Source organism: Moritella sp. 5 (genome assembly GCF_018219455.1).
Taxonomy (GTDB): Bacteria; Pseudomonadota; Gammaproteobacteria; order Enterobacterales; family Moritellaceae; genus Moritella.
Genome location: NZ_CP056122.1, coordinates 2,617,235 through 2,642,692 on the forward strand (window position 1 = coordinate 2,617,235; position 25,458 = coordinate 2,642,692).

A 25,458-nucleotide genomic window follows, 5' to 3' on the forward strand; every position below is an offset into this window, starting at 1 on the left:
TTATTATTTACACTTAATTACGACCAGCTTACATTTACTTACATATTACTTACAGTTTAAAAATCTGAAAATAGATACACTAATGCATTAATATACTTATTAAAATATAAAAAAGGCATTCCATGACACGTTCATTCTTTGATATAAAAAAATCATTTTTTGTATCTTTTTTTTCTTTTTGTATAATGACTATCGCATATATCCCATTAAGCCATTCCGCAGAACTTACCGACAATGACGAACAATCAGAAATAACCCATCAAGCTTTAACGCCATCGAATATTACCCCTAGCCAATCATACCTTGTATTTTTAAATATTCTTGACCGTAACGATATCTGGGGAGAACTTCCCTGGGAACTTTCTGAGCAAAATATTAGAACGGTTGCTCTCTACCATACCGGTGACAGATTACAGCACCAACTAGACAAAACAACATTAAGCTTAATCGAAAATAAATTATCATTGAGCCTTATTGACAACGACATACGAGTTAAAACATGTGTTCAATGCTCTAAAACATATATCACTGTAAAAAATGGCAGTGTACGTGTGAAACATAGCGCCGAAACAAATAAAGAATTACAAACAATGGCGAAAGACATTCGTGCGAATGCCTTTCTAATGTGGGATGCATCAGTTCATGATGGCGTTTACGATCTGCAACTAAAGCTTGTGAATGCAAAAACGATGGATGCGATATGGGCTAAAAATATATCTGAAAACATTGAAGTAAATTCGGATATTGGTTTGCCAAAAAAATCAGACTGGGCACTTACTTTAGGTGTTTGGGGTCTTGAAGCTAAACGATTAAACACAAGCACAGGTAAAACGACTAGTGTAGATAAGTTCACAACAATCGGTGTTCGTAAAAATCAATCTTCTGATTTAACACCTTACCTTGATTACGCAATTATCTTTGATGCGGTCACAAACCTTGAAAATAGAGACATTATAAACTTAGCCGGTGTAAACATCGAAGGTCGAGTTTTCTTATTAATGCCAGATTGGAACCAGAAAATTAAATTCAAACCTTATATCGGTATTGGTCAAATATTATTCAAAAATTACCATGCCGTTGCGTTTAGAGTAGGTACTGAAATTAGCTTCCCCGATAGTGGTTCGTTAGAACTAGGCATCATTAGCGTCTCCGAAAGTAATATCGATGCAGGTTCTAAAGCAAACTATGCATCAGAGATTACATTTGGTGGCGTAAGCTTCGACATTACACTTAGCTACCGTATCTAAGGATAGAATATGAAACAGATAATTACTTTATGCATGCTTATCACCCTTACCGCATGCAGTGCTAAAAAAGATAATAATGAGAATCATGTACAAGCAATAACAGATGCAGCAGGTAACCCATTAGAACTAGGCATATTATCCCTTCGAAATAAGGGAACTAACTACGAATCAAAAGTCGCATTTAACGTACTTGGTAGCGATATTATATTCGAAATCGAAAACGATGAGGACATAAATCCGGAAGAAGTTATCAACAATCAAGAAGATCACGAGCAGTTCGAAGACATATTAGATGAACAAGAGCCTGCTCCTGAAGATATAGATAAGGCATTACGCTTATTATCTGCGGCTCAACAACTTGCTGTAGATAAAGATTACCCAGAGGCGCTTGCTAAAGTAGAAGATGCGATTAAAGCAGCGCCTAGCCTTGCACAAACTCACGCACTTAAAGGTAGCGTGAATTACAGAATGAAAAACTACACCAATGCAAGAACCGCATGGAATAAAGCATTAGAACTTGATCCATCATACGAAGATGTTCAGAAAGCATTGACTAAAATGGGTGATAAATAAGGATGATTATGACTATTTTTAAATCTTTATTATTCGCTATATTACTTGTGCTTACACCACTGGTTATGGCAAATGAAATTGAATCACTCGAGTTAAGCCAAGGCCTAGAAGAAAGGCTGAATAGAGATATCGAAGCCTATCTCGGTGATGATAGCTTTATACTTTCGATTAGAGCTGAAGTATTAACGTCGCCTAAATCTCAAGATTTAACGAATAATAACGGTCAAGCCTCACAAGCAACACCGGAACAAGTACAAAGTCCAGAGCAGGCTAATCAAGCCCCTTCAACAATAACACCTGAAGCTGAAGATGAATTTGACTTACCTGCCCTGCCAAGTAATATGCCTAAAGAAAATACTGTCAATCCAGCGGTAGAACAGGCAAAAGCTCAAATTGCAGAAATGGAAAAAACAATTACCAAGCAAGCTGAGTTACTCGAAAATCAAGTAAAAAAAGCCAATCAACCAAAAAGTAAGGACGATTCAGAAAAAACATTACGAGTACTTCACACTAAGTTATTAGTTGCTAGCACAGTTAACAACGAACAAGTTGTATTCTTAAGAAACTTGCTTACTGAAAAGCTAAACTACAATCCATTTAGAGGTGACACATTAACTATCATACCGACTGATTTTCCAAAACAGTTGGCAGTTCAAGATTCAGAAAGTTCAGAGCCATTACCCTGGTATCAAGAATGGTTGAGTTGGTTAATGGTTTTATTCGCCGCCTTATTATTAATTTTACTTTTTTTACTATTACGAAATAGAAGTAAGCCAGAAAAAGTTGAAGAAATAGATAGTACTCCACCATCAGCTGAACCATTACTAATGCAACAGCAGCAAGATGTACAAGCCCTACGTCAGCGAATTATCAGTCTGAGCCTCGCATCTCCAGACAAAATCCAAACCACCGTGGCTAAAATCGCTTTAAACGAGCAAAACATGCCACTGTTGGCTGCATCATATCAAACATTAGGTCGTTCGATATTCACTTCGATTTTCCCTAATCTTGTGCATGAAATTCCACAGTATATAAACTACCTTAAGCAAGAACAAAAAGATTACCCTGCTTTAATCACTAGTCTAAATGATCTACTGCAGTTATTGACGCACATAGAAAATGATGCTGAAGCAATAACACATAAACCATTTTCTTACCTTCAAAAATTAACTGACAATCAAATCTCGTGGTTAATTAAAGAAGAACAGCCTAGGATAAAAGCGTTAGTTTTAACACAGCTTGAAGAATTAAAATCAACGGCTGTATTAAAACAGTTAAGCCCTACTGAACGTGCATTAGTTGCAGTTGAAATTGGACAGTTCCATAACTTCCCGGTCGCAACGTTTAACGAGATTGCACAGCGTCTAGCCAAGAAATCACGACATGTACCTGACTTCAAGCACATCAATGCAGATGGCACTGAGTTGTTACTTGGTATGTTAGATCGTTTACCGCTAAACGAGCAGCAAGCATTATTAACGCAACTTAAAGAAAGCTCTCCAGAAACCTACATGAAGATTCGCGAGCAATTCTATTGCTTTGATGATGTATTGAAGACACCAACGTTAGTACTTGCCGATGCATTGCGTAACCTTGAGCGTAAAATAGTGGCAATTGGTTTGCACTCTTTTGAGGAAGAGCAAATTCAACACGTATTAACAGACCTGCCTGTTAAATTAAAATCAGCGCTGCTATTTGAGATAAAACAACTCGAAGTTCCAGATCAAGAAAGCATAGCGAGCGCGCAACAAGATATTGTTGTAGCAGTAAGACAGTTGCTCAACTCAGGTCGTTTCACTATGAATGATTTAAAGGGATAATAGATGATTTCAATTAGTACTTTCGTAGGCATATTAGGTGCAGTCGGTTTATTCGTTTACGCCATTTTTAAAAGCACTGATAATTACCTGATCTTTGTAAGCTTATTCAGTTTACTTATCGTGCTTGGCGGGACTTTTGGTGCGACCTTAATTAGTTACTCGTTTCGTTTGATTTGGGCCGCATTTACCGAAATGATGGTTAACCTACTTGACGAAAAGAACCAAAACAAACAACTAAAGCAACTTGTTAGTCGTATTATCGAATGGAATGATATATACAAAAAACAAGGTATAACAGCGTTAGAAAACAGTTTGACTGAGAAAGAAAAAAAGGATGATTTCATTATCAATGCAATGGAGTTATTGGGTACAGGTTATAAATCGAAAGTTCTTTCTAGTATGCTTGACGACACGAATGAAAGTGATTTTCAACGTAGAAATGAACACGTAAATGTCATTAATACACTCTCAATATACGCCCCTAGTTTTGGTATGGTTGGTACTTTGATTGGCTTAATCATCATGCTTGATAATATGAGTGGTGATTTGTCTGCATTAGGCAAAGGCCTTGCCATTGCTCTATTAACGACATTGTACGGTACATTGTTAGCACAGCTACTCTTTAAACCATCTGCAATTCGCATTGCAAGAAGGCAGCATCGCATTTTCTTCGAGCGTCAAATTATAACAGCTGGTTTAGAGTTGATAACAGAAAACAAAGATAATTTGTATATTCAAGACAGATTAAACTGTTACCTAGCGCCCAAACATAAAATGACGGAGTTAGGTCAATGAGATTAAAAAGACCACCGTCTTCCTCGCTATTAAGCGATAAAGACGATAATGGTTGGTTAGTCACATACAGTGATGCAATCACGTTATTGCTAGCATTCTTTGTTATTCTGGTCAGTGTATCAGAAGTAAATGAAGGCCGTTTACAAGAGCTCGAACAAGGTATCACATCGATAACCCACACAACTAAGACCTCTATGCCTTTTAGTGAATTGAAAAAAGACATTACGAGTGTACTAGAAAAAAATAACATGGCTGAATTAGTCGATGTCAGTATTGATAAAAAAGGTATCAAAATTGAGTTTTCTAATAAGGCACTTTATGGCTCTGGTGATGCGGAGATCAAATCACAGATGTTACCTGTGATTGATCAAATTGCTGACGCCATTAATAACTCAAATGTCAAAAACCAGCAGATTGAAATTGAAGGTCATACTGACGACATTCCAATCAATACCCTACTCTACCCATCAAACTGGGAGTTATCGAGCGCTCGAGCAGTTGTCATTGTTAAACGACTTGAGCAACAAGGTGTTGAAAAAAATAAACTAAAAGCAGTTGCTTATGCTGACTCAAGACCCAAAGTCGAATTAAGTACAACTAAGGATATAAACGCAGCTAGAGCAGCAAACCGTCGCGCTGTCATTTACATTCGTAGGCCTTAACCTCTTCTGAATTAACTCTCATAAGTCAATATACCCCAACTCGTTGGGGTATATCTTATTTAAACTGACTCTAGCACCTGAACAGCCCTGCTGAAACACAACATACGTAAATCTTAAAGCGAACATCATAGTTAACATATTATGCATGATGGTCTAAGTGTGATGTGAGTTAAATATTACTGCTTAAAGTTTTCCATGGGAATTACTGAAACATTTAACACGATAGAACCAGTGGAAAAACCAAGTGAATCTGAAAGGCCGTTGAAGTGTTGTAAAGTAGATGCCGTTGCGCGACACCTACTTTTATTACTAGATTTATTCTGTGTAGGTTAATTATTACTCAACCAGATATCTGCATTTACTGGGGCTTTATTTTTACGCTTTTTCTTACCGCTGCCTTCAGGTGGAGCCATTGGTATATATGCTTCGATAGTTTCATCTACTTCAAAACCCCCTACTTGCTCACGCTCAAGTCGGATCTTGTTCTTCTTTTCGATGACGCTGAAATGATGATGATCTTCATGGTCGATAAGCGATAATGCTAAGCCCACTTCACCAGCACGGCCACTTCGACCAATACGGTGCATGTAGTCAGATGGACTTCTCGGTAAGTCAAAGTTGATCACCACTGGCAGTTTTTCGATATCTAAACCACGGGCTGCGATATCAGTTGCAATAAGCACTTGAATCTCGCCAGATTTAAATCCGTCAAGCGTACGAATACGAGCGCCTTGCGCTTTATCGCCATGAAACACTTGTGATGTAATGTCACGCTTAGCAAGTTTATCTGCTAAGTGATTACAGCTGTGTTTAGCATTAACAAAAATAAGCACTTGTCGCCATTGATTTTCATTGATCAAATGCGCTAGAACGGCTGTTTTTTCACCTTGGTTAACAGTAAAAACACGCTGAACTAAGGTACTTGCATCCGCACTTTGCAGTTGAATTTCAATTGGATCGTTAAGTAAGGTTTGCGTTAAAGTTTGTACTTTTTCAGGGAAAGTTGCTGAAAATAATAAAATTTGTTTTTTCTTTGGCAACAAAGCTAACAGTGAAGACAACTCCTCTGTAAAGCCTAAACTTAACATACGGTCGGCTTCATCTAACACTAAGGTTTTAACCATATCTAGCTTAATAGCATTACTTGAAATCAAATCGAGTAATCGACCAGGTGTTGCAACCAAAATATCAGTACCGCCGCGTAATGCTAGCATCTGTGTATTTACTGATACACCACCAAAAACAGCAACCGTTTTAATCGCGCCGTTAAAGTGCACTGCATAAGATTTAATGCTGTCTGCAACTTGCTTTGCTAGTTCTCGAGTCGGTACCAAGATCAGTCCAGTAACATAGTTACCTTTACTGCTTGTACTACCCGATTGCTTTTCAGTATGTAAGTGCTGCAGCATAGGCAATGCAAAAGCGGCTGTTTTACCCGAACCGGTATTTGCCCCTGCAATTAAGTCACGTCCCGCTAATACGCTTGGGATAGCTTGCGCTTGAATAGGCGTTGGCTGCTGGTATTCCAGCTCAGTTAATCGCGCTAACAAAGGTGAAATAAGGCCAAGTTCGGTAAAGTTTGCTGGTGCTGTGACAGTTGTCATTAATATATAAAGCTCAGAAATAAGATAATAGCCGACTATTTTAGCGTATTTATGCCCTATTAAGTTAGTGAAATCGATCAAACCTTGCGGTAATGTTATTCAATCTTACTTTTTAATACTTAATATCATATATTTCCCTGCAAAAACGGCAGTGGAGCCATCGACATATAGCTTACCTGTGAATGAGTGAATACAGATCAAAATAATGAGGTTATACCCAATAATTCAACAGGTATACCTCGTATTATATTATCTGTTCATCTTAATATATCGTTGACCGAAGCGTCGAAACAAAGCAAAGCCAGTTAAGAAACCAAGTGATAATAAGCCAGTAGACCTGTTATAAAACCTGAGACATAAATACCATCAGATGTTGTCACATCATTATCGCCCAGTTCATCTTGAATAAAGAAGCCTTGTGGTAAATCATTACCTAAGGCATTAACTTGGATGGCCGTGACAATACCTTCAATTAGGAACGTTTCGTCTGAGATGTATTTTTCAGTTGTAGGATCTGTATAGGGAGAGGACCAACCATTTCCCTGAAGTGCCATAATTGTCGATTCGATAATAGTCTCAGGTTCCCCGCCATTATCAGAACCACCAGCAGATGAGTCTAACGAACCTAAGCCATCGCTATTATTCTTTGCCTTAACAAGCCAGTCTGATTCATTATATATAGTCGTAGCAATGCGACTTTGTCTTACTACCGGTAAGTACCTGTCACACCCGCGATAAGTACTCAGTCACTCCAGCGATAAATCGCTGCGCCAACATAGGGCAACGACGACGTATCAATTTGTAGGCTAGTTCCCTGCCAGATCTTCTGTTTATAATGATGATAACTGAGTAAAAAATGTAATAAGCTATAGCAAGCGCCAATATCGCCTTGCGTAATTTGTGGCGTTAAAAACCGAGTATTAGCATCGTAAAGCCCTGAAATCGCACAGAGTGTATTGTGGCCGACTTGATCTAAGCTTTCATCTCCGGAATGACACAGTGACAAATACTGCACAGGTTGAGTTTGTTTAGCGACAAGATCCGCAATAATCGCAATTAAACCACTTGGAGCATGTCGATCAATCACCACATCCATACCACAATCTAACACCTCTATACCCTGTGACAGCCGAGACAACACAATAAAGACAGCCCCTTCCGAAGCTGGTAATACAACAGAATCATAATCACTGAACTGACCGATAAACTTTAACAAGCCCTGTTCTGTCGCCCAACTGTCTACCGCACCAATCACCACCTGCTCCATACCACTACTGAGTAATACGTCCGCTTGGCGCAATGCCTGATAAAACCCCGCACTCCCCAGCAAGTAATAATGACTATTAGAATGCCTTGTCCACGCAGGTAAAATAGCAATCACAGAATCAATCAAATTATTTTGCATCTGGCTAAATTTAGCATCGACATAAGGCAGTACCATCAATACCGGTGCATCTTGACTTAATTCAATTAAATTCGAGTTGACTAACGCAGCGTTAATCAATATTTGCCATCGGTCAATACGGTTATCGGCCAATTCTGACTGAGTAAATACGACTTGTTTAACGGGTTTAAATTGCGCGTATTCAGCAAGCTCTGTTAAGGCTATATCCGGTGTTAGCCCAGTCAAAACAGAATCGATTGAATTAGGATGACAACCAAATTCACCGGCATAATCGACTACCGTAAATTTCATAGCATCCCTCCGATATTAAACCCTCGCGCATCCGTTAAACGATGTTCAGCCTTCATGCACCAATAGTGATAAGCAGCAACCTCGCATTGAGAAATGTTTCCTTGCTGCCAGATAAAGTCTATATTTGATTCATTAATTGGTTTACCCGCCAATATACGCTCAGGGAATTCATCGCGGTGCAATATCCACCAATCACTCAATGACTGTTTCAACGCCACCAGCAAGTCTACTTGAGATTCAGGTTCGTACTCGCCATATAATTTAGCGGGTAGTTGCGTCTCTAAGTCAGCCCCTAATAAGGTATGCAAAGCAGCAAAAGCAGCGTGACTTAAAAAACCAGCGGTTAACATTTGGATCAACCAAGGAATAAATTGTTTATATCCGCTAAATGCCATGAGTGATAATACAAATTTGGCATTATCGTTATGGGCAGACAATTCATTGATTAAAGCCCCAACCAAACGGCTATCTGCTTGAACAACATATTGTTTCAATAAATATTTGTCTGCTAATAACGCGCTGCATAATACAGGCAAGTTCACAGGAAAAGTGCCTCGACATAAGCTCAATGCTAATAACTTTTTACTATTTTGCGCTGTCGTTTCTGCGTCTAAAAAGTGACTAGACCAGATATGTGATGCTTTGCCCAAATGCTGGTTAATAAAATGAATGCAGGGCTTAATATTATCGACATGAAGAAAATTGAATTGATCGCTAATAACAGGCGTTGCGCTGGCGATAACACATAACAATTCTTGTGTTAACAAGCTCTGCTGTGCTGATGATTGTTTTGCTGTTGCTTCCAGTGTAATAAGCGCAGCAATTAACGCAGCACCATTATGATGTTGTGACCACCATTGCAGACAAACCCTATCGCTACCATTAATCGCAGTGCGATGTTTTACGAGCTCCACTAATTCGGTGACCGTTTGCGCTAATAATAAGTCAAGCCAAGTGGGTTTATCTATATCTAGCGATAATAATGCATCACCTTGCTGCGTTAATAAATAAAACCAACCTGCGGCTTGCTGGTCAAGTTGCTTGAGTTGTAAATGCGTTGACCAACAATTATCAAAGCAACGTTCTCGCTGTTGAAAATAAGTTTCAGCCAGGCCAATCAACGAAAGTAGAGACTTTACATCCATATCAATCCCTAACCTATTAACACAGTCGGAACACCCGCAACAATTTTGCCACCATGTGCAGCGGCATCTCCCATTCGAGCAGCAGGTTTGCCATTAATGAGAACCGTCGAAGATCCTTTCACAATCGTATCTGGTGGTCCACAGCATACCATTTTATCACCCAACCTTGCCGCTGGTAGTCCTCCAATCAGCACAGTAGGCGAACCGATGATCACAGGGCCTCCAATATGAGGCACTATTCCGCTAACTGCAGGGCATACATGAAAACTCGTCATTGTGGCCGCTGGCATTCCCATAAAAATCCTTTTCTAAAACCAGATAATAAAATAAGTTTAATTAATTTTAACGACAGAACCTTTCACAACAACCATTGATCCTTCGATATTAGTTGCAGAGCCTTTAACTTTGACATTTGTGCCTGATATTTCGATATTAACGCCAGAAAGCTTTATCGTTCCGTCACTTTTCATTAATAAGCTAGCCGATCCAACTTCAAGCTTAATCTCCGTTGCAGCCTTAAGTTTAAGTATATTGCCAACATCGAGCATATCGTTATTAGCGATCTTGCTATTACGGTCGTTATTGACGGTTTGCGTTTGATCATTGGTCACTGTCAATGTGTCATTATTGGTGACCGTTGTTGTACGATCATTGCCTACAGTGTCGGTCTGATTATTAACGACCACTAATTTATGATCTTTCTCTGCACGCAAGCCTAACAATTCACTGCCTATTTTGTCTTCGAAAATCAGCTCGTTACAGTTTGCATTACCGTTAGTTGTTGTTGAGTGAGTCCTAATACCGCTTTGAGTTTTGTTGGCCGGTAAAGGATTGGCTGGCATTTGATCGCCATTATAAATAGCACCAATAACAATAGGCTGTGAAGCATCGCCATCTAAGAATGATACCAATACCTCCTGCCCTACACGGGGATAAAAGAATGCGCCCCAGTTTTTACCCGCCCAATTTTGAGAAACTCGGATCCAACAAGAGCTATTCTCGTCTGATGTACCTAGCCTATCCCAATAAAATTTAACTTTAATGCGTCCGTAAGAATCAACATATATCTCGTCCGACGCAGCCCCCGTTACAATGGCTGTTTGCACACCACGAATGATTGGTTTATTTATATTTATAATCGGCTGATAGTTTGGCGTATTTTCAACACAACAAAAATTAGAATTGATCTCCATGCCATTTTTTGAATTAACATCAAGCTGCGAACCTTGACTCGCCATAAAATGGTTGCGTGTAATAAGGAATTCAGGCCCCACAAGGCTTTGTGTTGCGTGCTTAGAAAAAGCAATCACCTTACCACTTTCAATCGTCACATAATTTGAGCTGGCTTTAAAAATAGCTTTGTTTGATTGTAATTGTTCTAAGTGTGTTGCTGAAAATGAATTTGATGCGGCTAAATTTTTATGCCCAGAAACATATTCAAAATGTTCTAAATTATCCTGCCCTGTAAACTCAGCATTAACTGAACTACCGTCAATGTTCATTAAGGGCTGTTCAAAGTTAATCGCTCTTAAGCTCACCTTACCGGGTTTAACTGCGGCCAATGACGACCAAGTGGAGACATAAGCATGAGAAATAATGTCATCTGATTGTAGCAAAGGACTTTCTGCACAGTTCACATGTGAAGTCGTTGAATTTGCTAATATAACGGAATTAGATCCACTGCTTTGCTTAAAGTAAAAATATATACCTTCCTGAGCAAATAATCGAGTCAAAAGTTGATAATCAGTTTCATGATACTGAACGCAGTATTCATAGGGCTTAAATGTAGTACCTGCATTGTTAACAAACTGAATATTATGCTCAGGAAATATTAATGACGCAATATCGATAACGGAGAGGTCTTGAAAGATACGGCAATTACTTCGCATAGTTGCTAACCAAAGCTGCGGTGAAATAATTAAGGTATAACGGTAATATTTACTGGTATTATTCAGTGCTTCATAAGATTGCCCCTGAGAACTGATACTCGTTACAAGACCATTAAAATTTCTTGTGTAGTTGCCAGAAGAATCTTTAACAGCAAGTTCAATGGTTACCGATTGACCCAGTAGCGCTTGGTAATCCAGCTCACTATTTGTGGTATACACCGAGGCATTAATTTCGTACAAAGCAGATATGCTTTCTTGCATTGATACGGCCGTAATATGTAAGGCGTCACCACCCAATGGTGTGGTGATTTTCATCATTGAATGTTGTTGAGTAGCCGCTGCCATTTTATTTCCTAACTGAACAAGTGTAACGAAACAGTTGGGCAACTGTTTAAGTCACCCAACTGTGAAACCAGCAAACTTACATTTGTTGGCCAGTTACACCGCTGTAACCATATACAAGTGGTGCTTGTACATTGTTCTGATCATCAGTCGGCGTTACAGTCATCATCATTTCTGTATAACTAATTGTAATCGTTTCTAAAGGACGGTCACCTTGAACAGAAACTTGGTAGCCGCTGATCATTGCATCTGTAAGTTCAATTTTCATGATCTCTTCGATGCCTTTACCCTGCTTAGTAATGTGGAAGATTGCACTTTTACCTTTACCAATTGTCGATTCTTTAAATAGCTCAGGTGACGCTTTATCCTGTAATTTTGTAATCGTTATATCATTAAGCTTTGCAGAACTTGCTTCACGATCTTGCGCAGTACCAGTATAAGAACTTAATACACGAGTTGTACCGAAGTCTAACGATAATACTGTGATTAAATCTGGGAATTCTTTAGCAGTAGATTCACCAGCAATCCCTTCATAATTTAAATACGTATTTGCTTGCATTTTATCATCCTTTTAAATTGCTTAAATAAGCTTTTCATTACAATAGTTTTATCAAAAAAACCATCTCTAAAATATATTTCAAATTACCAGCCAGTTTACTTAACACTATAATAAATAAACAAATCTGCGCTTCAACAGCTGATTACATTATCTAAATTACCACTCTGTAATACAAGTTTTCCAAGTATGCTTTCACCCTATAAAAAGAATGGTTTTCTATCTCATACTTTTCGTTCTAAATGAGCGTGATAATGAATTTTTCTTCATTCGTAATAACGTTTATTTGACTAAATTCAACCTGTTTAGTCATTGCTTCCAATACTTGTACTGATATTTCGGGTAACAAGGTATTTTGTAGATAGTTATGGATTGTACGGGCACCTGATGCCACGTCATGACAACGACTGACAATTTGAGTAATTACTTCATTATCAACTGTAAAATCAGCATTGTGATTACGACGAATTCGCGCAGCCAAACGATTTATTTGTAATTGAGCAATCGTACTTAACATGTCATCCGTTAACGGCACAAACGGAATTATGTTTGCACGTCCTAAGAACGCGGGTTTAAATACCGCGGTTAAATCTGCTTTAATACAATCTAGCAAGCTTTCTAACTCAGGGGCAGTGTCTGGATCGGCAAACAAGCCTGTTATCGTGTCAGTACCTACATTGGATGTCATGATAATGATGGTATTTTTAAAATCGATATCTCGCCCTTCACCATCCTTAACACAGCCCTTGTCGAAGATCTGATAAAAGATATCTTGTACGCCAGGTGCTGCTTTATCCATTTCATCGAGTAACACCACACTGTAAGGATTACGGCGAACAGCTTCGGTTAATACGCCGCCCTCACCAAAACCAACATAGCCGGGAGGTGAACCAAGAAGCAGTGATACTTTATGCTCTTCTTTATATTCAGACATATTAATCGTGATAATATTTTCTTCACTGCCATAAACCTGCTCGGCAAGTGTGAGCGCGGTTTCCGTTTTACCGACACCACTTGGGCCCGTTAACATGAAAATACCATTGGGTTTACTTTCATCACTGAGTTGCGCACGCGAGATTTGAACTGTTTTAGCAATCATATCAATCGCATGATCTTGACCGATAACACGTGACTTCATTTCGTCACTGAGGTTAAGCACTGTTTCCAGTTCATCTTGCTCCATTTTACCTAATGGGATACCTGTCCAGTCAGAAATGACTTCACAAATAACTTGTTCATCAACCTGCCAGTAGACCATGGTATTTTTAGCTTGGTGTAATTGTGCTTTTAACGCTTTAAGTCGAGTATATTTTTCTTCTTCTGCGCCATTTTCATGAATATCTGCAATTTGTTGTTGAATAGCTTTTACTAATTCTGATTGCGCTTGCCAAGCTTGTTTCTCAATAGCTAAGTTATCTTGTATGCCAGTAAGGCTCGTTTGTAACATGCTAATTGTGTCACGATGATCATCGCCAGATAACTGCTCACGCACAAGCAGTTTAATTTCAACTTCAAGCTGCGCTTGCTGACGTTGTAAATCTTCAACTAAACCCGGTGTTGCAGCTTGACTAATTGCAACGCGAGCACAAGCGGTATCCAATAAGGCCACTGCTTTGTCCGGTAATTGACGGCCGTTTATATAGCGTTTAGATAAGGCCACAGCGGCTTGAAGGGCATCTGCAGTGATAACAACATCATGGTGTTGCTCCATGACAGGTAAAATACCACGCAACATAGTGACTGCAGTTGGAACAGAAGGCTCTTCTATCTTAACAACTTGGAAACGACGGGTTAATGCCGGATCTTTTTCGAAATACTTTTTGTATTCAACCCAGGTTGTTGCTGCGATAGTACGTAACTCACCACGAGCTAGCGCAGGTTTGAGGATATTTGCTGCGTCATTTTGACCTGCCGCGCCACCAGCACCAATCATGGTATGTGCTTCATCAATGAATAAGATGATCGGGTTTGCAGATTGTTTTACTTCATTTAATACCGCTTTAAGGCGGTTTTCAAACTCACCTTTCATCCCTGCACCCGCTTGCAGTAGTGCTAAATCCAGTTCGCGTAATTGCACATGCTGTAGGCTTTCAGGGACATCTTTAGCTACAATACGTTGCGCGAGCCCTTCGACAACTGCGGTTTTACCAACACCTGCATCTCCGGTTAATATTGGATTATTTTGACGTCGTCGGGTAAGAATATCGACCATTTGTCTTATTTCTGGGTCACGCCCTAAAATAGGGTCCATCTTGCCGCTACGGGCTTTTTGCGTTAAATCAACCGTAAATTGGTCTAACGATGGTGTTTTACTGTTTGTTGTAACGCCAGCATTAGACACACCAACAAGGCTGTTTTGCTCTGTCGATTTTTCGGTGATGATAGACCAATTATCACGAATTAAGGCTGCTGATAATCGTTCAAATTGGCGAACATGACGAGACAACATCGCATTAATACTGTCGTCACTAAGCAGTGTATAAAGAATAATACCGGAACGGATCTGCTGTTCGTCAAACTCAATCGTCGCATTTAACCAAGCTTGCCTTAACAAGGTGATGATATGCGGAGAGAGGCTTGGCGCTGCGCTATTCCCGGTTTTTTGTCGTTCTAATGATAAATTAAGTTCATTGATAAGCACTTGTACATCGATGCCCTGCAGCTGACAGATTATTCCTATATCATCTTGTTTCTCTTCTACCAGCTGTAATAGCCAGTGTTCTATCTCAACCGTAAATTGACTACGCGAGTGACAAAGTCCCGCAGCACCTTCTAGTGCCTTCTTCCCGCTTTGGTTTAATTTATCCACTAGGTGTTTTAACGACATCGTTGACATGTAAAATCCTTTTAATCCATCAAATTAACACATCAATGGTATGAACTTTAGGCTTAATTAACAATCGGTTAGAGGTATGAAAAAAGGTTGAAAAATATCGTCTAAACAAGTTAAAGTAATACAAGTGATAAATTTCACTTCATCATTAAAAAGAGCATTATTTTCATCTGTTCTTGCTTGTTAAGGAGCTATAAATCAAACACGCCATTAAGAATAAAAAACGTTATTTTTCTTCGTTTTTCAATACCTCGCTGCTTTCTGCGTGTTTGCTGACATTTACGTGCGCAGCTCAAACTAACGCCGATGCGCCCAAAAATATTGAAAACAATCTAAAAAACATTTTTAAGATTGTTGGTGAACCAGACGCAAGTATCTCTATAATTGACAGTATGAATAAAACAAATTTACCAGGCCTTAGTGTTGCGGTAATTCATAAAGGAAAAATCGATTGGGCAAAAGGTTATGGTATTGCGAATGCAACATTGAAGGTGAACACTGACACTCTATTCCAAGCAGCATCAATCAGCAAACCAGTTGCCGCCCTAGCTGCTCTGAAATTGGTTGAACAAGGGAAGTTGAAACTAGATGTAGATGTCAATCAATACCTAAAAGGTTGGAAGGTTGAAGGAAGCCAACTGACCAAAGAAAACCCCGTCACACTACGCCACTTACTTACTCATAATGCAGGCCTTAGCGTTCCGGGTTTTCCAGGGTACGCAACTGGTAGTAAACTTCCAAGTACAATTGATATTCTTAGTGGTAAGGGAAACACTCACAAAGTTGAAGTTAATCAGCTACCAGGAAAAAATTGGCGATATTCCGGAGGTGGCTATACTGTCATCCAAAAAATAGTCGAAGACATTACAGGGCTTTCTTTTTCAGAATATGCCGATAATCAAATTCTTAAGCCAATGGGGATGACAAGTAGTACATTCAAGCATGTATTGCCTATGATGTTAAAGCAGCGTGCAAGTGCAGCTTATGACCAGAATGGACAAATGTACCCCGCGATTTATAATGATTACCCAGAGAAGGCTGCTGCCGGCCTATGGACTACACCATCAGATTTAGCTTTATATGTCATGCATATGCAATCAATAATAGCGGGAAAAACCGATGGGATATTAAAGAAATCGACAGTAGAGTCTATTTTTATCAAGCATCAAGGTGATTGGGGACTCGGTCCATCTATAAGACAGGTTAACAACCAAATTATCTTTGGTCACGACGGTAAAAACCTTGGTTTTACTAATGACTTTAACGCTTTCGTAAATGAAGGTGAAGGCATCATAGTGATGAGTAATGGAGACAGTGGTAGTTTAACGAATATGAAGGTTATGATGGCTATCTCCAAATATTATGAAATGGGCATGTACAAACGAAAGTCCATTGATGTATTCAATGTTCCTCTTGATAAACTTAAAGAGTTTACAGGAAAGTATAAAATGTCCACTAATATTGGTTATTCTGGAGACTACATTGTAGACATTAGAGTTATCGATGAAAAATTACAATTTAAGGCACCAGATGAAGAAAAATTTTCACGTTTATACCCTGTTGAGGAAGCAAAATTCATTGAGGTAGAGTCCAAGTTTAACCCATACGTTTTCCATAAAGATGACGTTGGTAGAGTTATTGGCATAACGGTAGCGGATAAGTTTAAATTTGAGAAGATAAGCTAAGTTGTACTAGCTTAGGCTTAATCTGACAGTTATCCACTTTTTGTATGATACCTGTCAGTTTAAATTTGAGCTAGTACACATCAGATTCTAGTTGATTAAGCCTATAGGTATCTCTTCATAAAAATACATAATCTCTCTTGTACTGATTTTGTTGAACTCTTGTCCTTCCCCTTCTTCAATTCCTACATTCAAAATCTACTGTAAAGATGCTTCAAGACCAAACGGCACAAAATTCAACCTTTGATAAAAAAGATTACAAGATATTATTTGACGTACCTCACATAAAAATGCCTAATCGGAACCTATCTTATTGAACGATAAAATAGAGACGAACGTGAAGAATAAAAATCTGATTGCATCATCTGTTGTACTATTAGCCCTACTCCCACAGGCTGCAAACGCATGGAACTACCAAGGACATGTAATCGTTGCAGAGATTGCCTACCAGAATCTATCTGACACAGCACGTGGACAAGTTGACGTGTTAGCAGAAAAAGCATATCGCTCAATGCCTCAAGATATCAAAAATAAAATGGATACTTTTGAAGGTGCAAGTCAATTTGCAAAACTCGCTATGGTACCGGATTTAATTCGCAAGGTTCCAGCAGAAAACATTTGGGAATCGATGGGCGAACAAATACCGGCATCGTTAGACCAGTGGGATGAAAAAACCACGGGTGCTTGGCATTATATTAACCAAACGTATCCAGCAAGCAGTAAATGTAATTTTATTCACATTCCAAATGTGGAAGTCGTATCTAAAAGCTTATTTGAAAGCTTCAAAGTAAATCATCAAGCAGCAAGCATGATGTTCATTAGCCACCTTGCTGGCGATTCACACCAACCAATGCACTCAATTAGCAGCGACATTTCTGCTAACAGCTGTAATAGTGACCTAGGTGCGAATAAGTATACGCTTAATATTCCACAACACGATCTCCACCATTTATGGGACAGTGGTATGGGTTTCCTTGACACGCTTTATGATATCCATGATGTGGCTGTAACACTACAGAAAACGCACCCTAAAAAGTCGTTTGAACTAGGTACTACTGGTAATATCAATCAGTGGGTGCAAGAAAGCTATAAAATGGCAGACTTCGGATACAGTGTAAAGAAAGACACAACACCAAGTGCTGCATACTATGACCAAGGCACTAAAGACGTTAAACAGCGTTTATCTCAAGCTGGTTATCGTTTAGCTGATGAAATAAATTCGGCATACCCAACCAAGTAACCTCAAGTCTGATACCGCATAAAGCGAGTCACTTTAGACTCGTTTTTTTGTAAGTTAGTAGTAAGAAAATATCATTTTTTAAAAATCTAATTCACGCATACTCTTTACCTGAATTATTTCTTTGATTTCCATATGTTTTGACAGTTCCTTAATTAATTCATCTTCTTTGGCGGCTTCAAAATAAAATCGCCCGGATGCATGTACACCATGTGATTTAGTCCATAGACTTAACACACCTTTGTTCTGAATAATTTTAATTTTATAGCTCCCGATAAAATTAATGTGATGAGTTTGAGTAACAGCCTTAAACCCCGTAAATTTAACTGCTAACAACGCCATACCACCAGCGCCAACAAAAGCAAGTGGGCCAACATAAACAACTGTCGCCAAACAGGCCACCGCAGAGAACCATGCAAAACCACGCATAATTGTATAAGCTACATCAGGGATGGTATCTTTTTCAGTATAAACAATACCGAGAGGAGTGAGTTTGTAGTGTGTATCCTTATCTGGAAAAAATAAATAATGAGATATGCTTATAAGAATTAAACCAAAGATAAAACCAAAGATAAAACCAAAAATAATCGTACCTAATGATCCTTCATTCATTCCCCTATAAACAAATAAACCACCAATAAATACCCCCATCAAATAACAACAAAGCTTAGGTGCGATTGGAAATTTAACCATAAGTCGCCACTCGTAACTAACAGAAGCTTTAAATAATTCAGCATCTAAGATATCACGTAACTTACGCTCTACTTGCCAGCGTAACTCATTTAATTCCTGCTCTGTCATTTCACTTGCTTCACTCATGATGTCCCACTCTACTGGTAAATAAGTTTGAACTACTTTCAATGATGACTTGAACTACGGGTATATCACTAGCATCTCTAATACGTGTTTATGTAGATACATAGCTATGTTCGTTATACCAAAATCTACTTCATCTTTAGAGTTACTCCCTGGGACTGATATAACCATTCGCATTAAATCTGATAATTCTATGTATGACCCTTGTGAGATCAAAATATCACAATTGAACGGTGATGAACTAGCGCTATTGGGTGTGTGGTTTTGGAGATAATATTCATCATCGACGTGAATAGATAAACCTATTTATTCGCACCACATAAAGATAAATCTAATACATACTGTGTTCCCATTCCAGGTGTATACCCCATAGGTGTCCCTTTACATGCAATATACCCTCTACGCTCTAGTATCGGTAAATATATTAAACTAAAAGTTAATGAGGATATTGAAGCTATAATTAAGGCGTAGACCATGACTTTAAAATATATTTTCTGTAATTTAACGTCAGCTTTTACGCCGTAAAAAATAGGACTTAAAAGCATAATTAAAAGTGGGAGCATAGCGAATGAACCTAACGCTATGAATATTGCACCTGAAGTATAAATAAATGATTCAGGGAATATCAGATACTCAGCTATTTTTTCTATACCTAAACTAACTAATAAGTACATAAAAAAAATAAGGAATATACTTCCAATTACTAATTTAAATCTTAATTTAAAGTTAAATTCATTCATTATAAAATTCTCGGTGTTAATTGACTTATGCCTTTCTTAACATAATTTTTAATCTCAGATTCAATGATTTCTTTACCAGTATCGAGAAATCCATCAATGAACATCCCTCCCAAATCCCAAAATCCATTTTCAATTTCTTTGGCTTTTTCCATTACTTCTTGTTGAGCCCTCTCAAGATATTTTACAACATGATCTGTAACTTCATATTTCTCATCGAGTATATTGAGTGCAATTGATGCCCCTAAACCTACAAGTACCACAATAGCTAATGGTGCAGTAACAAAGCTCGTTGAGGCAACCACTAGCCCCCCGACTCCCCATGAGATAGCTGATGCAATCCCTATTTTAGCTACATCAGTTGCCAAACTACCGATAAATTCGGCCAGCGATGTTTCATCATTAAGTATGAAATCAATGGTTCTATAGGCTGCTGCAACATAAAAAGTGACCCTTGCACCTTGAATTATCGAGTTTTTGAGACCGTATTTACCAATGCCAACATCTACAACTTTTGGATTTTTCAGTCCAAACACTGGTGCGTTCAAAATCTGCCTTACTCCTGCATAACCAGTAAATTTAATTAACTCTGTACCTTTATGATTCATATATACAGTTGCTTTAATACCAAAGTCACCAAGCTTAGCAATAATCATTGATGTGGTTACAACATCCTTACCATTTACACCGTAATTAATAAGTACTTGACCTCCTGTAGATTGGGTTGTTTCGACCCAAGTCTCTTTTGTATCTTTCCATCCCCACGATTGTAGTACTTCAAATATTTCAGGTAATGTTAAAAGCATAACATCATGATTATTTTCTGTTAGCAACGCCCGTACATTTTCATCAGGAAAAACACGTGTATTTTTTATTACAGGATAAGATGGATGCATAGTGGTTTCAGGTGCATCACCAGTAAGGTAAGAAGGTATATTTTGCTGTGTAGCTTCCATATGTCTTGACTGCAGTGCTTTCTTTTGGCTACTACTTACCTGTTGATTTCTTTGCGAAGCTGCCCCTCTTTCCCAATCATAGCCTTCGTATTGTGGGAAATGGATCTGCGAGCGTTTATATTCAGCACCGGAAAATAACTTATAACCATTTCCGTCTAATTGCCCGGTTCGCTCTTCATCCGTCGCCAATTTTAAAATATATTCTGCATTCGCTATCGGGGTGTCAGTTTCATCCAATAATTCCACTTCTATCTCGAATGGGCCGGCGACAGCCGCATCTTGAATTGCTCTAGCTGGCGCGGTAGTAGTGTTAACTGGCGCAATAATTGGCTTTGATAATGGTTTGCTTTCGGCAGCTGGAGAATGACTTTCTTGTTTTATTATTGACGCTTGAAGTGTCCTAACTTTACTCACCAATACTTCATTATCAATACCCATTGTCATAGATTGGTGTACATTTCCGCTATCGTTAATAACACCATCAAACTGTGCTTGTGGCCATTGCAGTAAAACAATATGGCCGAGAAGGAGTTTATCAATTACACGAGTATATTTATCTGCTGGCGAGGCCATGAAATCAGCATGATCATTATGCCAATCAAGATCCCAAATTTGAGTGTGATTAAGGTGACATTCGCGGATAATATCAATAGCAACATACGGCCTTAATACCATTTTAAGATCTGTGGGTTTTAATTCACTTAATAATATTAATTTATAAGACATTGCCAAATCCGTTTAGCGAAAATTGAAGTACGATGATGCTATTCCTTTGCATCTTACATCTGTTTAACTATCAGCCCTATGTTTCTTAGTTAAATTAATACCTTAACTATACCAAGGACTGAGGGCTAGTATGATGTTTCTGTATTAAGACTCAACAAGTTGCCCGTTTTCATCAAAGTCAACTTCGTCTGTCGCAGCATCAATTCTCACTAACAATGCCGAAAGCTGTCCTTCAAAGTCATCGGGCTTTTTATCTTCAAATAAGAACCACCCTTTACGCCCCTGCCACTCTGTTTGTTCAGGCATCACGTGTTCGCGTCCGTATTCCATAAACTGTACGATGTAAGCAAGGATCTGTTGATAAGAATCTTTACTGTTATAGATAGTATTACCCTGCGGCGTGACAGAGAATCGACCCCAACCTAATTGACCCTTTTTCACTGTCGCTCTTAGCATAATGGCTAAAAAAGACGGGGTTTCCAAAGCACGTAGATTGTCATAACGCTGCGCAACTACGCTGCCTTTACTCCATGTGTACAAAAGACGCCTTTTACGGTCAAAAATCAAAGGCGCACGGCGTTTAAAGCCTATAATCCAAATTAGTAATAATGGGATAGTTGTTCCAAAAAAAATAATACTGTTGCGGTCATGACGACGAGAACCCTCACCATTAACGTAATACCCTTCATATCTATCAGTAAGAAACTGCTCGAATTTTAGTTTATTATTTTCATCAATCCTCCCATATTGATACAAAATGATATCTCGATACTTAGTTCCTATTGGTAATGTTTCAAAATAATCATCTCCATAATTACTTTTTTTGAATTCAATATATTCTATTGCGTTTTTCTCCGATGCTTTCCAATTCTGATATATCTCTTCTATTTCGCTAATACACAAATACAGAACAGAAAACAATGCTGGAATTAAAAATAAATTCCGAATAATGACAAAACTATTACTTAATACTAAAAAATCACTATTAATAGAAATCACCGGTCTAGGGACTTTATTATTTGTTTTATCGCGCTCATAACCCAGTAGCACATCACGCTTAAACATGAGTGGAATAGGATGTTCAACCCACTTAAATTTTTTCATAATAATATCTATCCTTAAATAATGTCGTCATTACGCATGCCATAATCAGAGACTTGGCCCTTTATGATCCCGTCTTCAGTCAAAAAACGAGTTGGCACGGTAATACTAGGTTGCCATTCGTAGGACCACTTAAGGTGACTACTACTTGGAACCAGCATCGTTATTTCAAATTCCAAGTTCCCTTTGTTATAAAGGCCATCGGCCTCATTATCTAAATAAGCCTCAAAAGCAGTTTTAAAATCGGTATTTAATTTATTATCTACAACACTACCCGACCAGCCTGTACTAAAGAAATCAAATCGTAAATCTGATTGGCCCATCTGAAAACTTGGTAGAGAAAAGTGATAATTAACAGTACGTGGCACTCCTATTCCATTATCTGTTTGCTTCATTTCTAATTTTGGCATATAGAATAAATTCATAAACTCTTGAAATTCGTTTTGGAAAGACGATTGCACTGATTTTAAATTATGAATTTCACCTGCCATTTCTAACAATTTGGTTATATCATCAATTCGATTTTCTTTATCATCCCAAAATAAATGTTTTTTACCTGCCCCCCAAAAACAACTCTCAAGCAACAACTCCAATCTAGTTTTACCGTAAACCATTGTGATAACAACTCCCGCACCAATAGCCACTAAACCAACGACAGCAACAGCCCAAGTAACGGGTGTTGGAATCGTGGCCCCAGTAGTTAAATACAGTCCTGCGGCAACTGCAGCCTGTCCGAATAACACACCAGAACCAAAAGCAGAAAGATAATGTCCAGTGGCCTCTTCAGTATGACCTAATTCATATGCACGCATACCGCTATAGACCGCAGCAACAGACGCGGTTAGATTTGCAAGTGCAACAGCACTACCCACCAGTTTGCCAGCTAACAGCGTTCCAACACTTCCTGCACGTGCAGTTAATGCAGGGGTCATTACTTTTGACATATTCGCAATTTTAGGTGCATGTTTGCTGATCATCGCCGCACCTTGAGTAACCGTATTTGCAAGGGTTACAGTATCAACCGCTAAAGAGGAAGCACTGCTTATCAAGCTCATGGCAGAATTATTTATTGCAGCTTGTTTAAGTGGATCTGCATTCACATATTTAGATTCGTTTGCTATATCAAAAAGAGTTTGTACGTTAATAAAGGCCGATAAACCCGAAAATGTCGTATCTAAAAAAAGCACTGCCTTACCTTTATGATTACCAGTAACGCTAGCATCAGCGGCTATATCCCCCGCAATAACGGTTTTATAACGGTGTGCAGCTGTTTTATCTACCGTAATGTTTGCAAGAGAGTAATAAAATGAGGACATCTCTTTTAATTTTTTAGATGTCGCAAAAAGTCTATTCCCGCGTGACTTAGCCCTTTCATTACTACTGACTTCAGCATGTGCTTTAGCCTCTGAATTTAATTTACCTGAAAGTGCCTTAGCAAAGACTTTTGCCAAGGCATCATCGGAAATACGCACTTTTTTATGGCGATCAACTTTTACACCAAACACTTTCAATAAATGAGGCACAACTTCTTCTACGGTATAGGTCAGTGCTTTTACATTTAATTTATTAAATTGTCTTTTAGATAGTTGCATTGAATAATCTGAATAGGAGAGCATTTCCCCCCATAGCGAACCTAAACCAGCAAAAAACTTATCAACAGACTGGACAGCATGCGTTGAAAATTCAACCCCGGGCGTAGTCAACAATTTAACCATAACAGCAATTTTTATTGAATAAGCATTGTTATTCTTATTATCAACTGCATCAGTAATGATCGATTCCATTGCTGCTTTACCCGGTGCAGAAGAAACAATACCCATAAACATTTCAGCACCGACGGTACACAGTTTGATTAATTCAGCTTCAGTATCGTTTGCAGATAACGGTTCTGACCAAAAGAATTGTTGAAAATACATGCTCAGTGAGCCGACTGTGAGTTCCGAACCACACATAAAATCGAGATATAGTGCAGAGTACTGATCTTGCCTCTGTTTAAACTGAGCATATTGCTCATTCATTTCTCCCCAATGTTTTTCATGCTTATCCCAAGCTATTGACTCATCAAGGATCTTCCGCATATCGGCATCTTTAGTTTTATTTAAGTCATTAACAATACTGCCAATTGTATAAGGATATATATTCGATGCTGAAAAATTTTTCTCCCAAATAGATAGTTTCGCATGTGCTTCGGCTATTTCAATTTGTCGTCCAACAGGATCGTGTAGCGCTATAATACGTGCTGTGTCACCATATGCGATTTTACGTTGTAACTTTGCAGCGATCTGTTCGGCCACTAATTCATACGATGATTCAGTGGTTAAAACATCTAAGTTAAGATCTTGTATATCAGGATTATCTGTTTCCTTTAATCGTAAGAATCGATCTTGTCTGGATTTATAGTCTTCAATTAACTTCTTGAAATTATCTGGATTGGCTTTGACAGCATGTTCATGAGATTCAGCAATTAGATTTACTCGCTGCATTGCTAACTTGCGTTCATCAACGTTACGATTCAAATTATCAATAACATTTGGATGTAGCTCATGTGCTGTATAAATGATACTGATCTCTTTAATACCTTTACGTACAAACACAAACGGGTATGACTTATCCTTTTTCGAGTCGTCTAAAACCAGTCCATCTTGCGCATTCGCTTTATTTTCAAACAAATATTTAGTGAAGTGTTCAACTATTTCCCCTTCACTCCTAATCTTCTCATATTTAAAAATATGCAAATACCCATTAGCTTCGTCGTCTTCTTCACGGATGTATACCCAACCTTCACGTAATAGTCGAACCAAGTAGCCCTTACTTTCTTTGATGTAACCACTATTATCGGATGCATCAAGAGAAAGTAACGTCGATAACGCCGGTGGTTCAGAAGCCTCAACCAACTCTTCCTCAAAAAAGTTAGCATACGCATAACGAACAGGGTAAATCGGTGTTACCTTTGTATCTATGATAAATTTATTAATGTCGTTTTTCGCCACAGGAGCGGCGATAGTTTGCTGAGTCATATAAAATCCATTTTTCTATTTACA

20 protein-coding genes are annotated in these 25,458 nt (G+C 38.5%); 7 read left to right on the forward strand and 13 right to left on the reverse strand.

Annotated features, from left to right (window positions below; translation table 11 throughout):
- Positions 1-122: 122 nt before the first annotated feature.
- From HWV01_RS11815 to HWV01_RS11835, 5 genes are read left to right on the forward strand one after another with little or no spacing between them, the layout of a single operon-like run.
- Positions 123-1,247, forward strand: a complete 1,125-nt coding sequence (locus HWV01_RS11815) for a hypothetical protein (protein WP_211671702.1) — start codon at positions 123-125, stop codon at positions 1,245-1,247.
- Positions 1,248-1,256: 9 nt separating this feature from the next.
- The gene (locus HWV01_RS11820) at positions 1,257-1,820 is read left to right on the forward strand and encodes a tetratricopeptide repeat protein (protein ID WP_211671706.1); all 564 of its coding nucleotides are present in this window, start codon (positions 1,257-1,259) and stop codon (positions 1,818-1,820) included.
- Positions 1,821-1,828: 8 nt separating this feature from the next.
- Positions 1,829-3,640 carry a FliG C-terminal domain-containing protein gene (locus HWV01_RS11825; RefSeq protein WP_211671707.1) on the forward strand — a complete coding sequence of 604 codons (1,812 nt, stop codon included), beginning with the start codon at positions 1,829-1,831 and terminating at the stop codon, positions 3,638-3,640.
- Between the two features lie 3 nt (positions 3,641-3,643).
- Positions 3,644-4,435, forward strand: a complete 792-nt coding sequence (locus HWV01_RS11830) for a motility protein A (protein WP_211671714.1) — start codon at positions 3,644-3,646, stop codon at positions 4,433-4,435.
- Positions 4,432-5,097, forward strand: a complete 666-nt coding sequence (locus tag HWV01_RS11835) for an OmpA family protein (protein WP_211671716.1) — start codon at positions 4,432-4,434, stop codon at positions 5,095-5,097. The genes HWV01_RS11830 and HWV01_RS11835 overlap by 4 nt, the downstream gene beginning before the upstream one ends.
- A 329-nt stretch (positions 5,098-5,426) precedes the next feature.
- Here HWV01_RS11835 and HWV01_RS11840 read toward each other — a convergent pair whose 3' ends face one another.
- The 8 genes from HWV01_RS11840 to tssH all read right to left on the reverse strand — a co-directional run bounded on the left by HWV01_RS11840 (position 5,427) and on the right by tssH (position 15,165).
- The gene (locus HWV01_RS11840; protein ID WP_211671718.1) at positions 5,427-6,701 is read right to left on the reverse strand and encodes a DEAD/DEAH box helicase; all 1,275 of its coding nucleotides are present in this window, start codon (positions 6,699-6,701) and stop codon (positions 5,427-5,429) included.
- Between the two features lie 305 nt (positions 6,702-7,006).
- The gene (locus tag HWV01_RS11845) at positions 7,007-7,255 is read right to left on the reverse strand and encodes a hypothetical protein (RefSeq protein ID WP_211671720.1); all 249 of its coding nucleotides are present in this window, start codon (positions 7,253-7,255) and stop codon (positions 7,007-7,009) included.
- 188 nt (positions 7,256-7,443) lie between these two features.
- Positions 7,444-8,397 carry a hypothetical protein gene (locus HWV01_RS11850; protein ID WP_211671721.1) on the reverse strand — a complete coding sequence of 318 codons (954 nt, stop codon included), beginning with the start codon at positions 8,395-8,397 and terminating at the stop codon, positions 7,444-7,446.
- Positions 8,394-9,542 carry a hypothetical protein gene (locus tag HWV01_RS11855; RefSeq protein WP_211671722.1) on the reverse strand — a complete coding sequence of 383 codons (1,149 nt, stop codon included), beginning with the start codon at positions 9,540-9,542 and terminating at the stop codon, positions 8,394-8,396. The genes HWV01_RS11850 and HWV01_RS11855 overlap by 4 nt, the downstream gene beginning before the upstream one ends.
- An 8-nt stretch (positions 9,543-9,550) precedes the next feature.
- Entirely contained in the window at positions 9,551-9,838 is a 288-nt protein-coding gene (locus HWV01_RS11860; protein ID WP_211671723.1) for a PAAR domain-containing protein, read from the reverse strand.
- Positions 9,839-9,874: 36 nt separating this feature from the next.
- On the reverse strand, positions 9,875-11,776 hold the full coding sequence (locus HWV01_RS11865; protein ID WP_211671724.1) for a type VI secretion system Vgr family protein: 1,902 nt from the start codon (positions 11,774-11,776) through the stop codon (positions 9,875-9,877).
- Positions 11,777-11,852: 76 nt separating this feature from the next.
- Complete coding sequence (locus tag HWV01_RS11870) at positions 11,853-12,332, reverse strand: type VI secretion system tube protein Hcp (protein ID WP_211671725.1); 480 nt, start codon at positions 12,330-12,332, stop codon at positions 11,853-11,855.
- A gap of 235 nt (positions 12,333-12,567) precedes the next feature.
- Positions 12,568-15,165 (reverse strand): type VI secretion system ATPase TssH, encoded by a 2,598-nt coding sequence (tssH, locus tag HWV01_RS11875; RefSeq protein WP_211671726.1) that lies wholly within the window; start codon positions 15,163-15,165, stop codon positions 12,568-12,570.
- 266 nt (positions 15,166-15,431) lie between these two features.
- Here tssH and HWV01_RS11880 point away from each other — a divergent pair, with 266 nt between their 5' ends.
- Both HWV01_RS11880 and HWV01_RS11885 read left to right on the forward strand, forming a co-directional pair.
- Complete coding sequence (locus tag HWV01_RS11880; RefSeq protein WP_211671727.1) at positions 15,432-16,847, forward strand: serine hydrolase; 1,416 nt, start codon at positions 15,432-15,434, stop codon at positions 16,845-16,847.
- 334 nt (positions 16,848-17,181) lie between these two features.
- Positions 17,182-18,084, forward strand: coding sequence for a S1/P1 nuclease (locus HWV01_RS11885; RefSeq protein ID WP_211671728.1), 903 nt, complete (start codon positions 17,182-17,184; stop codon positions 18,082-18,084).
- A 78-nt stretch (positions 18,085-18,162) separates the two neighbouring features.
- Here the strand turns inward: HWV01_RS11885 and HWV01_RS11890 are convergent, their stop codons facing one another.
- The 5 genes from HWV01_RS11890 to HWV01_RS11910 all read right to left on the reverse strand — a co-directional run bounded on the left by HWV01_RS11890 (position 18,163) and on the right by HWV01_RS11910 (position 25,434).
- Entirely contained in the window at positions 18,163-18,900 is a 738-nt protein-coding gene (locus HWV01_RS11890) for a hypothetical protein (protein WP_211671729.1), read from the reverse strand.
- A 299-nt stretch (positions 18,901-19,199) separates the two neighbouring features.
- Complete coding sequence (locus HWV01_RS11895) at positions 19,200-19,637, reverse strand: hypothetical protein (protein WP_211671731.1); 438 nt, start codon at positions 19,635-19,637, stop codon at positions 19,200-19,202.
- Positions 19,637-21,316 (reverse strand): hypothetical protein, encoded by a 1,680-nt coding sequence (locus HWV01_RS11900; protein ID WP_211671732.1) that lies wholly within the window; start codon positions 21,314-21,316, stop codon positions 19,637-19,639. Before HWV01_RS11900 ends, HWV01_RS11895 begins: the two co-directional genes overlap by 1 nt.
- A 144-nt stretch (positions 21,317-21,460) precedes the next feature.
- On the reverse strand, positions 21,461-22,420 hold the full coding sequence (locus HWV01_RS11905; protein ID WP_211671733.1) for a hypothetical protein: 960 nt from the start codon (positions 22,418-22,420) through the stop codon (positions 21,461-21,463).
- Between the two features lie 14 nt (positions 22,421-22,434).
- Positions 22,435-25,434: a toxin VasX gene (locus tag HWV01_RS11910; protein ID WP_211671734.1), complete on the reverse strand. Its 3,000-nt coding sequence runs from the start codon at positions 25,432-25,434 to the stop codon at positions 22,435-22,437.
- Between the last annotated feature and the right edge of the window lie 24 nt (positions 25,435-25,458).

What these genes read in the sequence shown, in the direction of transcription:
- HWV01_RS11815 (WP_211671702.1), top strand. Translation starts at nt 123, where the DNA reads ATGACACGTTCATTCTTTGATATAAAAAAATCATTTTTTGTATCTTTT.
- HWV01_RS11820 (WP_211671706.1), top strand. Translation starts at nt 1,257, where the DNA reads ATGAAACAGATAATTACTTTATGCATGCTTATCACCCTTACCGCATGC.
- HWV01_RS11825 (WP_211671707.1), top strand. Translation starts at nt 1,829, where the DNA reads ATGACTATTTTTAAATCTTTATTATTCGCTATATTACTTGTGCTTACA.
- HWV01_RS11830 (WP_211671714.1), top strand. Translation starts at nt 3,644, where the DNA reads ATGATTTCAATTAGTACTTTCGTAGGCATATTAGGTGCAGTCGGTTTA.
- HWV01_RS11835 (WP_211671716.1), top strand. Translation starts at nt 4,432, where the DNA reads ATGAGATTAAAAAGACCACCGTCTTCCTCGCTATTAAGCGATAAAGAC.
- HWV01_RS11840 (WP_211671718.1), bottom strand. Translation starts at nt 6,701, where the DNA reads ATGACAACTGTCACAGCACCAGCAAACTTTACCGAACTTGGCCTTATT.
- HWV01_RS11845 (WP_211671720.1), bottom strand. Translation starts at nt 7,255, where the DNA reads ATGGCACTTCAGGGAAATGGTTGGTCCTCTCCCTATACAGATCCTACA.
- HWV01_RS11850 (WP_211671721.1), bottom strand. Translation starts at nt 8,397, where the DNA reads ATGAAATTTACGGTAGTCGATTATGCCGGTGAATTTGGTTGTCATCCT.
- HWV01_RS11855 (WP_211671722.1), bottom strand. Translation starts at nt 9,542, where the DNA reads ATGGATGTAAAGTCTCTACTTTCGTTGATTGGCCTGGCTGAAACTTAT.
- HWV01_RS11860 (WP_211671723.1), bottom strand. Translation starts at nt 9,838, where the DNA reads ATGGGAATGCCAGCGGCCACAATGACGAGTTTTCATGTATGCCCTGCA.
- HWV01_RS11865 (WP_211671724.1), bottom strand. Translation starts at nt 11,776, where the DNA reads ATGGCAGCGGCTACTCAACAACATTCAATGATGAAAATCACCACACCA.
- HWV01_RS11870 (WP_211671725.1), bottom strand. Translation starts at nt 12,332, where the DNA reads ATGCAAGCAAATACGTATTTAAATTATGAAGGGATTGCTGGTGAATCT.
- tssH (WP_211671726.1), bottom strand. Translation starts at nt 15,165, where the DNA reads ATGTCAACGATGTCGTTAAAACACCTAGTGGATAAATTAAACCAAAGC.
- HWV01_RS11890 (WP_211671729.1), bottom strand. Translation starts at nt 18,900, where the DNA reads ATGAGTGAAGCAAGTGAAATGACAGAGCAGGAATTAAATGAGTTACGC.
- HWV01_RS11895 (WP_211671731.1), bottom strand. Translation starts at nt 19,637, where the DNA reads ATGAATGAATTTAACTTTAAATTAAGATTTAAATTAGTAATTGGAAGT.
- HWV01_RS11900 (WP_211671732.1), bottom strand. Translation starts at nt 21,316, where the DNA reads ATGTCTTATAAATTAATATTATTAAGTGAATTAAAACCCACAGATCTT.
- HWV01_RS11905 (WP_211671733.1), bottom strand. Translation starts at nt 22,420, where the DNA reads ATGAAAAAATTTAAGTGGGTTGAACATCCTATTCCACTCATGTTTAAG.
- HWV01_RS11910 (WP_211671734.1), bottom strand. Translation starts at nt 25,434, where the DNA reads ATGACTCAGCAAACTATCGCCGCTCCTGTGGCGAAAAACGACATTAAT.